The sequence below is a fragment of the Kribbella sp. NPDC051936 genome, from assembly GCF_040680955.1.
Taxonomy (GTDB): Bacteria; Actinomycetota; Actinomycetes; order Propionibacteriales; family Kribbellaceae; genus Kribbella.
This window is the reverse complement of record NZ_JBFAXS010000016.1, coordinates 75,418-86,181: the sequence shown is the minus strand read 5'-3', so window position 1 is coordinate 86,181 and position 10,764 is coordinate 75,418. Positions and strand designations below refer to the sequence as shown.

General features: G+C 65.5%; 13 protein-coding genes. 6 read left to right on the top strand and 7 right to left on the bottom strand.

The window, feature by feature from the left end; translation table 11 throughout:
- From AB0L64_RS39970 to AB0L64_RS39955, 4 genes are all read left to right on the top strand, one after another.
- A complete protein-coding gene (locus AB0L64_RS39970; protein ID WP_363718186.1) occupies window positions 1-111 on the top strand; it encodes a 2-oxo acid dehydrogenase subunit E2 in 111 nt (36 codons plus the stop codon).
- A gap of 87 nt (window positions 112-198) precedes the next feature.
- Window positions 199-468 carry an NAD-dependent epimerase/dehydratase family protein gene (locus tag AB0L64_RS39965; protein ID WP_363718182.1) on the top strand — a complete coding sequence of 90 codons (270 nt, stop codon included), beginning with the start codon at window positions 199-201 and terminating at the stop codon, window positions 466-468.
- Between the two features lie 11 nt (window positions 469-479).
- A complete protein-coding gene (locus AB0L64_RS39960) occupies window positions 480-2,147 on the top strand; it encodes an FAD-dependent oxidoreductase (protein WP_363718181.1) in 1,668 nt (555 codons plus the stop codon).
- Complete coding sequence (locus AB0L64_RS39955; RefSeq protein WP_363718180.1) at window positions 2,144-3,310, top strand: FAD-dependent monooxygenase; 1,167 nt, start codon at window positions 2,144-2,146, stop codon at window positions 3,308-3,310. Before AB0L64_RS39960 ends, AB0L64_RS39955 begins: the two co-directional genes overlap by 4 nt.
- A 218-nt stretch (window positions 3,311-3,528) precedes the next feature.
- On the opposite strand, the gene AB0L64_RS39950 is transcribed toward AB0L64_RS39955, so the two are convergent.
- The 4 genes from AB0L64_RS39950 to AB0L64_RS39935 are packed head-to-tail and all read right to left on the bottom strand — an operon-like array spanning window position 3,529 to window position 5,704.
- Window positions 3,529-4,677: a serine hydrolase domain-containing protein gene (locus tag AB0L64_RS39950; protein WP_363718179.1), complete on the bottom strand. Its 1,149-nt coding sequence runs from the start codon at window positions 4,675-4,677 to the stop codon at window positions 3,529-3,531.
- Window positions 4,678-4,689: 12 nt separating this feature from the next.
- Window positions 4,690-5,028, bottom strand: coding sequence for a hypothetical protein (locus AB0L64_RS39945; protein WP_363718178.1), 339 nt, complete (start codon window positions 5,026-5,028; stop codon window positions 4,690-4,692).
- Between the two features lie 10 nt (window positions 5,029-5,038).
- Window positions 5,039-5,296: a carboxymuconolactone decarboxylase family protein gene (locus tag AB0L64_RS39940; RefSeq protein WP_363718177.1), complete on the bottom strand. Its 258-nt coding sequence runs from the start codon at window positions 5,294-5,296 to the stop codon at window positions 5,039-5,041.
- A gap of 57 nt (window positions 5,297-5,353) precedes the next feature.
- Window positions 5,354-5,704, bottom strand: coding sequence for a hypothetical protein (locus AB0L64_RS39935; protein WP_363718176.1), 351 nt, complete (start codon window positions 5,702-5,704; stop codon window positions 5,354-5,356).
- A gap of 450 nt (window positions 5,705-6,154) precedes the next feature.
- Between AB0L64_RS39935 and AB0L64_RS39930 the strand changes: the two genes are divergently transcribed.
- Together AB0L64_RS39930 and lpdA are read left to right on the top strand one after the other, a co-directional pair.
- Window positions 6,155-6,511, top strand: coding sequence for a 2-oxo acid dehydrogenase subunit E2 (locus AB0L64_RS39930; RefSeq protein ID WP_363718175.1), 357 nt, complete (start codon window positions 6,155-6,157; stop codon window positions 6,509-6,511).
- Between the two features lie 17 nt (window positions 6,512-6,528).
- Window positions 6,529-7,908, top strand: a complete 1,380-nt coding sequence (gene lpdA / locus AB0L64_RS39925; protein ID WP_363718174.1) for a dihydrolipoyl dehydrogenase — start codon at window positions 6,529-6,531, stop codon at window positions 7,906-7,908.
- 529 nt (window positions 7,909-8,437) lie between these two features.
- On the opposite strand, the gene AB0L64_RS39920 is transcribed toward lpdA, so the two are convergent.
- From AB0L64_RS39920 to AB0L64_RS39910, 3 genes are all read right to left on the bottom strand, one after another.
- Window positions 8,438-8,806, bottom strand: a complete 369-nt coding sequence (locus AB0L64_RS39920) for a hypothetical protein (RefSeq protein ID WP_363718173.1) — start codon at window positions 8,804-8,806, stop codon at window positions 8,438-8,440.
- Between the two features lie 719 nt (window positions 8,807-9,525).
- Entirely contained in the window at window positions 9,526-9,765 is a 240-nt protein-coding gene (locus tag AB0L64_RS39915; protein ID WP_363718172.1) for a TetR/AcrR family transcriptional regulator, read from the bottom strand.
- Window positions 9,766-9,834: 69 nt separating this feature from the next.
- Window positions 9,835-10,752, bottom strand: a complete 918-nt coding sequence (locus AB0L64_RS39910) for a hypothetical protein (RefSeq protein WP_363718171.1) — start codon at window positions 10,750-10,752, stop codon at window positions 9,835-9,837.
- Between the last annotated feature and the right edge of the window lie 12 nt (window positions 10,753-10,764).

The window sequence follows — 10,764 nt, the reverse complement described above, 5'->3', positions numbered from 1 at the left end:
CTGCGGTACACCCTCTCGGCCGACCACCGGCTACTGGACGGAGCCATCGGCGCCCGATTCCTCGCAGACCTCACCGCCCTGCTGGAGAATCCATGGCTCATCGTCGCCTGATCGTCCAGTCGAATGACGGATCCGTCGCGCCGTGATCGCGGCTAGCGTCGATCACGTACCGCAGGAGTCGGGAAAGGATACGCGCTGATGCGAGTTCTGGTAACCGGTGCGACCGGGATGCTCGGCCGGGCCGTCGTGTCGGATCTGCTGACCAACGGGCACACCGTCGCCGCGATGAGTCGCCGCGTCCGTCGCCGGCCCGGTGTCGAACCGGTACTCGCGGATCTCACCGACGGAACCGGCCTGGACGCAGCCGTTGACGGCGCGCACGCCATCGTGCATGAGCGGACCGGACACATCACCTGGAAGCAATACCTCACAGACAAGTACGGACCCGCGACCAGCAGGCGGGCCTGAGGACTTCGACGATGACCTCAACAGAAGTTCTCGTGGTCGGCGCCGGCCCGGTCGGACTGATGGCTGCCGGAGAACTCGCCCGTCGTGGTGTTGACGTCCGCCTGCTGGAGCGGAACGACAGCCGGTCCTCGTTGTCGAAGGCCCTCGTCATCCATGCACGCACGCTGGAGATCATGGACCTGGCCGGGCTCGCAGGTGAATTCGGGGATCGGGGGTACCCCGCGCCAGGCATTGATGTCGGTCTGCGTCGTTCAGGGAAGCCCACACCGATCAATCTCAGGGGCCTGGACACAAGGTTTCCTTACATGCTGGTGCTGCCGCAGAGGGAGACCGAGGCGATCCTGACGCGACGTCTCGAGTCGCTCGGTGTCCGGATCGAGACGGGGACCGAGGTGATCGGCCTGGTACAGGATGACGACAAAGTCACTGCGACCGTCCGTACCGCGACCGGTGACACGCAGGTCAGCGCCCGCTATCTGCTCGGATGCGATGGCGCACACAGCACCGTGCGTGAACTCGTCCAGCTGCCGTTCGAGGGCGTGCAGTTGGACAGCACGGTGCTGATCGGCGATGTCCGGGTCGACACCGAATTCGTGCGCTCACGGATCACGAACTTCACGTCCGCCCGTGGCTTCGTCTCCATCCTGCCTTTCCTGGGCGACTCTGTCCGGATCTTCGCCGTCGACTTCGCCCGGCAGGACCGAACGCGTGACGACGCGCTGAGCTTGACCGAACTCCAGGAGACCGTCGATGCGATCTCGCCCCTGGACATGAGGTTGAGCGATCCGACCTGGTTGACGCGGTACGTCGCTCCCAGCCGGCAGGTGCGCACGATTCGCGTGGGCAGGACGTTTCTCGCAGGCGACGCCACCCACGCGCACAGCCCTGCGGCAGGGCAGGGAATGAACATGGGGCTGCAGGACGCGGCCAATCTGAGCTGGAAACTCGCGATGGTGCTGCGCAGAGAGGCGCCGGCCGGGTTGCTCGACACCTACGACGAGGAGCGACACTCGGTGCACGGCCGGGTGCGGCACGAGACAGATCGGATGTTCCGGCTGTTCACCCTCAGCAATCCGGTCCACAAACTGGTTCGCGATCTCGCGATGCGCCTGCTGATTCCCAGGAAGGCGGTCCAGCAGCGGCTAGCGGGCGCGGTCTCCGGCATCGCGTTGTCGTACCGGCAGTCTCGGGACTTCCCGGCGAGCCTTGTCGCGCGGGCGCACCGAACGGTCATCGAGGTTGGCGACAGAGTTCCGGACGTCCATCTCTGGACAGCGGGGCGTTCCGAGGTGCGACTTCACGACCTTCTGCGGGAGCCGGGATACGCCCTCATCGTCCATGCCACGGCTGATCGACTCGGCCGGGACCGCGCCCGGATCGCAAAGCTATTTGCTGACATAGCTGCGCTCTACGGTGATGCGGTCCGCCGGTACCTGGTCATTGACGAGGGCGTCGTGGATCGGGAGTTCATCGGCGACGTCGTACTCGTCGACGTTCGCGGCGAGTATGCGCGCAAGCTCGGCGCCCGCCACGGCACGACGATCGCAGTGCGACCCGACGGCTATCTGGCTGCCTACTCGAGCAGCCTCAGCTCCGCTGAGGTGGCCCAAATGCTCGACCGCTGGTGTACCGGCCGAGAGATCGGGGCGTATCGGCCTGATGGAAGGGACAACTCATGAATGAACTACCGGAGACCACCGATGTACTGATCGTCGGCGCGGGACCGACTGGTCTGGCGCTGGCTGCGGTTCTGTGTGACGCAGGAGTCGACTGTTGTGTGGTCGACGCCGTGGCGGAGGGAGGGAACTACTCACGTGCGGTGGGCACGCTCCCGCGGACGCTCGAGATGCTGCAGCAACTCAAGGTCGCCGAGCGGATGGTGGAGGCGAGCAATCACGCCCAGCGAATCCGCATCTTCTCCGGCGATCGGGATCGAAACATCGCCACTCTGCACCTGCGCCGGCTCGACACGGAGTTCCCGTTCGCCGTGCTGCAGCCTCAGCACGCTACCGAGGAGATTCTCCTCACTCGACTCGGCGAACTGGGTGGCGTCGTCCATCGTCCGCTGCGTGTCACCGCTCTCAGGCAGTCGAACCATGAAGTCGTGGTGACGGTGGCGGACGCGGGTGGTGACGAACGGACTGTCCGCGCCAAGTATGTCGTCGGAGCGGACGGTACTCGCAGCGATGTGCGAAAGATGATCGGGGTGGAGTTCGCCGGCGAAACGTTCCGTCAGCGGTTCCTCCTGGGTGACCTGGAGTTGCGTGACGGGTCGCCGGCCGACGAGATTCAGCTGTTCTTCTCCAGGGCGGGCGGCGTGATCATGGGCCACATGCCGGGAAAGCTGCATCGGGTGTGCATCTCCGTCGACGAGGTCCCGGCGAAGTTGACCGCGGGCACCGCCGAGGCGCTGTTGCGGGAGCGCGCGCCGGCTCGTAAGCACATCGAGGTGCGGCAGGTGGTCACTGACTCTCATACCCGAGTGCACCATCGGGTGGCCGCCCGCTTTCGGCTGGGTCGGGTGTTCCTCGCGGGCGACGCGGCACATGTCAACAGCCCGATCATCGGCCAGGGCATGAACCTGGGCATCCAGGACGGGATCACCCTCGGCAACGAACTGGTGCGGACCCTGCGCACCGGGGCGGACACTCTCGACGCCTATGAACGGATCCGTCGTCCGATCGCCTTGGACGCCGTCGGCATCACGCAACGGATCAACGATGCCGGTACGCAGCGCTCTTCCTTGCGGAGCGCGGTGCGCGACCTGGTTCTCCCACTTTCGGTGATTCCCCGCGTCAACCGGGCGATGATCACTCGCCTGTCTCGCCTGGTCGACCGCTGATGGCCTGTCTCACCCGGTGCTGGAGAGCGGAGAGGACTCACACATGGTCAACGTCCCTCCAGGGCACGGGAAACGGCTGCCCGACTGGGCAGTGCGGCTCGCGATGATCTTCGTCGCCACCGTCGCCGGTCTCGGTGCTGTCGCGATGGCGATCCACGGCATCTGGAGCGGAGGCATGCTCTTCGGGTCATGTGCCGTACTGGCGTCGGCATTCGCGCTCACCCGGTGGTCGCCGCGACGTGCACAGCGGCAGCGAGGCGATCGTGCTCCGGATAGGACCAGCCGAATCCGAAGCGGCGCCTCGCGTAGCCGAAGGCGATACCGCTGACGGGATCCGCGAAAGACTCCGCGCCGGCCGACCCGTCATGGCCGAACGCGTTCGCACCCAGGAACGGATAGCGCAGTCCCTTGGCTTGAAAGCCAAGCGCATAGTTGCCTTGACTACCACGCACCAGGTCTCCGCCGACGGAGTGCAACTGGGCGAAGGCGGCGACCGTTCCTGGATCCAGGAACGGAGATTGACCGCCCATACCCCAGACCGCGGCGCTGTACAGCCCAGCCAGGCCGCCGGCGCTGGCCACCCCACCGGCCGACACTTGACCGTTCGCGCGGACCGCACGGGTGTTGGCAAAGGCCACTTGATCAAGCGGAGGCCTGCTGTTGAGTCCGTAGCTGACGCCGAGGATGCTATGCGGGCCTGGAACGTTCGTCCAGAACGCGGCCTCCTGCTCCGGCGTAGCGATCCACTGCTGGATCGGGCGGTACCGGCCCTCCTCTGCCTCGGGCAACCCCAAGTAGAGGTCGAGCCCGTACGGGATGCGGATCCGCTCGTCATAGATCTGCTGCAGCGACCGACCGGTGACACGGCGGATCACCTCGCCCACGATGGCGAAGCTGACGAAGCCTCCGTACCCGTACATCGAGCCGGGGCGCCAGTACGGCCGCTGCGTGGCCAGGCGACGCGCGATGACGGCGTCGTCGGCCAACTCGTCGGCAGGCAAGCCGCCCTCGACGCCGATCATCCCGGAGCGATGTGTGAGCACGTCCCGCACGGTGATCGTGTCCCTGCCGCCACCGGCAAACTCCGGCCAGTGCCGAACGACGGGATCATCCAGATCGAGGGTGCCCTCTTGGACGAGCAGCGCTATCAGCAGTGTCGCGGCGCCCTTGGTCGAGGAGTAGACGCCAGTCAGGGTGTCACGGCCCACGTCGTCTCCGGCCCACAAGTCCACCGTCCGCGTGCCTCGCAGGTACACGGCCAACTGCGAACCCGCGTGGCCGTCCTGATCCTTCACTACCTCGGCGAATGCCTCGCGCACCTGCTCGAAGCCGCCCGCCACCCATCCGTGAACTTCCGTCCTGTTCATCGACAGCAGCCCTTACGTCGACGGGACCGCTACGGGTCGACGCGTTCGGTGATCTCGCTGGTCGCCCGGCTGACCAGGACCTCGCCCTCGATCCGTTCCTTCTCGGTAATCCCATAGGTGGCGTTCAGGGGCGTCCCGTACCTGGGTACTGACCGTCATGCCGCGTTCAGCAGCGTCCTTGTCGGAGTACAGCACGATGGTCGTCGCAGTACCGTCGCCGGTGTCGATCGCGGTGTAGAGCAGGCTTCCGATCTGTGCGGGAATACGGTCGGCGAAGTCCGAGCTCACCGACTGCATGATCGACACGACCGACCCGTCATTGGTCTCGTAGCGGTAGATAACGGCGTACATCTGGTGACTCCTATCCGAGGACCTTCTCGAGTTCTTCCAAGCCATTGACGGCGCCGGCGATGCCGAGCTCGGCGGTGAATCGAACCGCGTCACGGATGTCCTCGTCCGGTATGCCGTCCTTCCGGGCCATCCGCACGTGCTGCTGGAACGTGCTCCCGAGTGTCCGCAAGCACACGTCAGCGGTCATCGCCACGAACGCACGTTCACGGACCGACAACCGCTCCTCCGACCAGGATCTGCCGAGGCGGGATGCGAGGAAGTCGTTCATCCACGCGTCCGAGCTGGCCGGCGCCGGATCAGGTTGTCCCGGTCGGCCGGCATCGACTCAGTCGAGCGCCGCGTCAGCTGCGACTTCGGTTTCCAACCCCGAGGTTCCTGGCGATCTCCGGCAGCGCGCCGAGCGCGTCCGCGGACGCTGGATAGCCCGAGTACGGAGCGACGAAGCGGATGACGCCAGAACATCGGCGTACGGCACGCCGTGCACCTTCGTCGCCGCCATCAGGTGCATGCGGAACGCCGTCCCCAGGTTCAGTCTGCAGACGTCGTGACGAGCAACTGCAGGAACTTCGCGGACAGAGGTGCCGCTCAGCCCGAGCGTCCGCGCCCCAGTCTCCAACGCCATCTGCTCGAAGACAGGATCCACATCGGCGAGTGAACTGCTCGGGAGGTCGACCATAGCCCTCCTCTTCATCGGATGGTGCGCAGCAGGACCCGGTTCGCCTGGGTTCGACCGTTGACGAGACCGACGCTAGATCAGGGCCTGCAGCAAGGGGATCCGCCATCTGACCAGGCTTGCCGGACGTAGCACGATCGTCCTTGCCTCCCCGCGCCAGTCCGATGTCCGGTCGATTGACGGATGGTGCGCGGCAGGCGACCGACCTACGTTCCTGAAAGAACTGACGACCTTCGGAGGCCTGATGACCGTCGAGCGAACATCCTGCAATCTCTGCGAAGCGATCTGCGGTGTGCTCGTGACCGTCGAGAATGGCCGCGCATCCGCGGTGACGAGTCTGACCCGCTGTCGAAGGGACACATCTGCCCCAAAGCTGTCGCTCTTCGCGACCTGCAGGAGGACCCGGATCGCCTGCGGTATCCGGTACGCCGGACCGCCGACGGCTGGGCCGAGATGAGCTGGCCCGATGCGATCGAGTTGGTCGCGACCACCTTGGCCGAGGCGTCGCGCGCCCGGGAGCGGTGGCTGACGACTGACGAGATCAGCGGTGGGACCTTCACCGTCAGCAACCTCGGGATGTATGGAGTCGAGCAGTTCACCGCGATCATCAACGCTCAGGAGTCGGCGATTCTCGCGGTCGGGACGTCGAAGCGCGAGGCAGTGGTTGTCGAGGACGGATCGATTGCCGCGCGGACCCGGATGCGCTACAAGCTGTCGGCCGACCATCGCATCCTCGACGGAGTGGCCGGTGCACGGTTCCTGGCCGACCTCACCGACCTACTGGAGGACCCGTGGCTGATCCTGGCCTGACCCGATCGGAGGAACCTGTGACTGAGACTGGTACGACGTACGACCTGGTGATTCTCGGCGGCGGCAGCGGGGGCTACGCCGCCGCACTGCGCGCAGCGACGCTCGGCCTGTCGGTGGCGATGGTGGAGAAGGACAAGGTCGGCGGAACCTGTCTGCACCGAGGCTGCATTCCCACCAAGGCGCTGCTGCACGCCGCCGAGATCGCGGACTCGGCCCGCGAGGGCGAACAGTTCGGTGTCCGGACGACGCTCGAGGGCGTCGACATGGGCGGGGTCAACAAGTACAAGGACGGCGTCGTCGACCGGCTGTTCAAGGGTCTGCAGGGTCAGTTGAAGGCGCGCCGCGTGACGGTGATCGAGGGCGAGGGCCGGCTCACCTCCCCCACCACGGTCCAGGTCGGCGACACGACGTACACCGGCCGCAACATCATCCTTGCCTCCGGCTCCTACTCCCGCTCGCTCCCCGGCCTCGAACTCGACGGGCACCGGGTGATCGCGAGCGAGCACGCACTGACCCTGGACCGGGTGCCGGAATCCGCGGTGATCCTCGGCGGCGGCGTGATCGGCGTCGAGTTCGCCTCGGCATGGACCTCCTTCGGCACGCGCGTCACGATCGTCGAGGCACTGCCCCGGCTGGTCCCGGCCGAGGACGCGGACTGCTCGAAGGCGCTGGAGCGCGCGTTCCGGAAGCGGAAGATCGCGTTCAAGACCGGTACGCCGTTCGAGTCGGTCTCGTTGACCGATTCCGGAGTGCAGGTCCGCGTCGCGGGCGGCGAGGTCATCGAGGCCGAGGTCCTCCTGGTCGCGGTCGGCCGCGGGCCGAACACCACCGGCCTCGGGTATGAAGAAGTAGGTGTCGCTCTCGACCGTGGGTTCGTGACCGTCGACTCGACGCTGCAGACCAGCGTGCCGGGCGTGTACGCGGTCGGCGACATCGTGCCCGGCCTGCAGCTCGCGCACCGCGGCTTCCAGCAGGGCATCTTCGTCGCCGAGCACCTCGCGGGCCTCGCGCCGACACCGATCGACGAGGCCGGCATCCCCCGCGTCACGTACTCCGAGCCCGAGGTCGCATCGGTCGGGCTGACCGAGGAGCAGGCCCGGTCGCAGTACGGCGACGTCGAGATCCTGAACTACAACCTCGGCGGCAACGGCAAGTCGCAGATCCTGAAGACCGCCGGCTTCGTGAAGCTCGTCCGCGCCCCCGGTGGCGCGGTCGTCGGGCTGCACATGGTCGGTTCCCGGGTCGGCGAGCTGATCGGCGAGGCCCAGCTGATCTACAACTGGGAGGCGTACCCGGCGGACGTGGCACCGCTCGTCCACGCGCACCCGACCCAGACCGAGGCCCTCGGCGAGGCGCACCTCGCGCTCGCCGGGAAACCTCTGCACTTCCATGACTGAAGCGGGAGTCTCCACGGGACTCGACCCAACGCACAATCGTGGCGTACCACAACTGGAGCGCCTGAGTTGGACTGTCTTGCTGAACGAACGCTCTCGAGTGGGGTCGTCGCTGACCAGGTCAACTCGTGCATGGGCGCCTGACAGCGGCGACACGCGCCGACGACCCCGACCTGCCTGTCTCATCAGAGCGAGGTTGAGTGGTGCGTCTTAACAGCAACCCGCGACCTGGATGCAGGCCGGGTTGTTCCTCACACGAATTGCTGCTGGCCTGGTCGAGGCTCATCCGTTGATCGGCTGCTGGACTTGGTCATGCGCCTGGTCCCAGCAAGAAGAGCATACGGTGCGCAGCGGACGATCTATTACCTCAGCGCAGAGCATCGCGCGAACCTATACATCCGGCCCCCAGCCGTGGCCTTCCAATGGATCGCGCGACAATTCGCATCATTGGAAGACCTCGACTGACTTCACAAACCGACGCAACGACCGCAATACAAGTCGACTGCGCCGAGTCCGGATACGGATTGTGTCGCTAGGAAACGATGTCGGTCACGGCCCGACAGAATCTCAGCGGGCCGCTGCCGTCGACCAGGCATACCGTGAAGATCACGCCGATGTTTTCCGGAATCTGATCATCGAAACCTCGGAAACTGCAGAGCCCAGACCCCTGAGAATTGCGTAAGTAGGCAAGTCGCTTACCCGTGTACGCATTCGTGATGGTTCCAACCACACCGTAACCATCAGCCTGCTCATCACAGACTCTCATGTAGTCGCTTCGTGAGTCGAACACCCCCTTCCCGCCCGGATTGCCGTCGCTGGTGTAGACCCAGCCAGTGTTTTCCGCGAATGCAGACTGCGGCATCAAAAGCACCGCTCCAGCAACGATTGGCGCCAGCATCATCCGCGCAATTCTGTTCTTTTTCAATGCTCTTCTCCCATCCAACACATGCCCATGGTGCATGCGAGGTCGAATGACTCAAGACGTGACAACAATAGTCAGAGGAACACTGCGGGTACATCAGTCAATTGACCGGCCTGCAGGCATACCTAGCCTGAAGCTGATTCATGACGCACGCCCTACTAATAGGCGACTGCTGAAGTTGATGTCGCCGGTTTGCGGCGGCTCGAGAGACCATCATCACTTCCGCACTTCGATCGTCGGCTCGGAGCGCGCTCTCTGCGGCTGCGTGCTGCCCGGTGGTCCGCGCGCCTTTCGGAAGTTCCCGTGATCCGACTGAACTGCTCCGGAATTCTGCATTCCTGCAGTCGACGCTAGTGAGACAGGCGCCGCGACGAATCTGTCAAACGACCGGCTGTCAGCGGCAGGTGTCAGTTCAAGGCCCCTAGACTGCCGAAGTTTTCGCGTGAAGCCGCGGCAGAGCCAATCAACGCCCTCAGTCCGCGCTGGAGGGTACCTGCCGTCACGTTGTCGACCATCAGTCGCTGCCGGAACGGGCAGCAGAGCAGTCAGCGTAACGGCGACGGTCTCGGACGGGGGCGCTTGCGTCGCCCCACTGCGCGATCCGGCAGGCGTTGATCAGCCGCGTGAAGGCATCCTGGATCGAGGACAGTTGGACCTCGACACGGCTGGCTAGCTCGGCCGAAGCGGGTCGCCTCGCCCTAGACCTGGAGAGCCAATCGAGCGACGTAGAGGTTACGGTCTTGCTGCTGCAGCGCCGCGAAGACCGCGCCGACCGCCTGGTCGAGTGGCCGTAGCGGTTCGGACTGAATGACAGCATCGATCGTCTCGGCGATAACGGACAGGTTGTCCTGGGCAATTGCCACGACCAGGTCGTCTTTCGTCGGGAAGTACCTGTACAGCGCACCAAGCCCTGCGCCGACCGAAGACGCGCCGGACATCGCCAATACCTCCGCTCGTCACAACATTATTAGACATATGTTCCCGTACAGGTGTATTGCTTCCGTTGATCAGCCGTCGAGCTTGTTGAGGCGCTGGTTCTCGGTGTCACGCCGCTTCTTGATGGCGGCGGCGTTGCGAGCGGCCTGGTTGAAGGCGGATTGCAGGCGGGCTGTCTGTTTGCGGGCCTGGCGCAGGGTCCCGCGGGTTTGCTCGAGCTGGTCGTTGAGACGAACGAGGTCGGCTTCGAGGTCGGCGATGCGGTGTTGGTGTGCGTCTAACACACGTTCGGCCTGCTCCCGCTCACCCTCAGCCGCTGCGTAGTCCTCCTCAGCCTCGTCGACCCGTTTGCGCTGCGCATTTCGACGATCCTGAAGCGTGCTGTCCAGGGTCGAGCGACTCTCCGCAGCTCGCCCGCGACGCTGTGCGGTCTTGGTCGAATCGGCCTTTCGAGGAGGTGACTGCCCGACGACTCGGGGCCGGACCGCGGCGAGCTGGGCGGGATCGCCGCTCTCGTCGACGACGCCGAACCCGACGTGCCGCAGCGCGCTGGTCAGCTGCCCACTCCGCAGCAGTTGCGCGGCGCCGGCATCGACCAGCGCGGCGTCGAGGGTCTCGATCAATCGCTCGGCGGTCTGCGCCGTGACGCGTCTTCCGCCGGCGGCTCGTTCTCGGGCCGTCCGCACGAGATCGCTGACGAGCTCATGGCGCAGACGGGTGAGTTCGCGGCGCCGTGCAGCATCGGCCGACAGGTAGTTCTGGCGCAGGTCCTCCCCCAGTTCGGTCAGTGCGTGGATGCCGTCTGGATCGGTGCGGACAAGTTGGTTGGCCAGCCACGCGGTGACCGTCGGCTTCCGCATCGCCATGATTGCCGCAGCGGTGGCCTCGTCGCCTGCAGCGCGAGCGGCCCTAGCAAGCTCGTTACGGGCGGCGGTGAACTGCTCGGGCTCCACCCCGTACAGCTCCAGCGCCACCTCGGCCGCGTCCACCCATCCACCATG

Excerpts from the sequence above, each read along its gene's own strand:
- AB0L64_RS39965 (WP_363718182.1), top strand. The coding sequence starts at position 199 with ATGCGAGTTCTGGTAACCGGTGCGACCGGGATGCTCGGCCGGGCCGTC.
- AB0L64_RS39935 (WP_363718176.1), bottom strand. The coding sequence starts at position 5,704 with ATGGTCGACCTCCCGAGCAGTTCACTCGCCGATGTGGATCCTGTCTTC.
- AB0L64_RS39920 (WP_363718173.1), bottom strand. The coding sequence starts at position 8,806 with ATGATGCTGGCGCCAATCGTTGCTGGAGCGGTGCTTTTGATGCCGCAG.
- AB0L64_RS39930 (WP_363718175.1), top strand. The coding sequence starts at position 6,155 with ATGAGCTGGCCCGATGCGATCGAGTTGGTCGCGACCACCTTGGCCGAG.
- AB0L64_RS39950 (WP_363718179.1), bottom strand. The coding sequence starts at position 4,677 with ATGAACAGGACGGAAGTTCACGGATGGGTGGCGGGCGGCTTCGAGCAG.
- AB0L64_RS39960 (WP_363718181.1), top strand. The coding sequence starts at position 480 with ATGACCTCAACAGAAGTTCTCGTGGTCGGCGCCGGCCCGGTCGGACTG.
- AB0L64_RS39955 (WP_363718180.1), top strand. The coding sequence starts at position 2,144 with ATGAATGAACTACCGGAGACCACCGATGTACTGATCGTCGGCGCGGGA.
- AB0L64_RS39945 (WP_363718178.1), bottom strand. The coding sequence starts at position 5,028 with ATGTACGCCGTTATCTACCGCTACGAGACCAATGACGGGTCGGTCGTG.
- AB0L64_RS39915 (WP_363718172.1), bottom strand. The coding sequence starts at position 9,765 with ATGTCCGGCGCGTCTTCGGTCGGCGCAGGGCTTGGTGCGCTGTACAGG.
- AB0L64_RS39940 (WP_363718177.1), bottom strand. The coding sequence starts at position 5,296 with ATGAACGACTTCCTCGCATCCCGCCTCGGCAGATCCTGGTCGGAGGAG.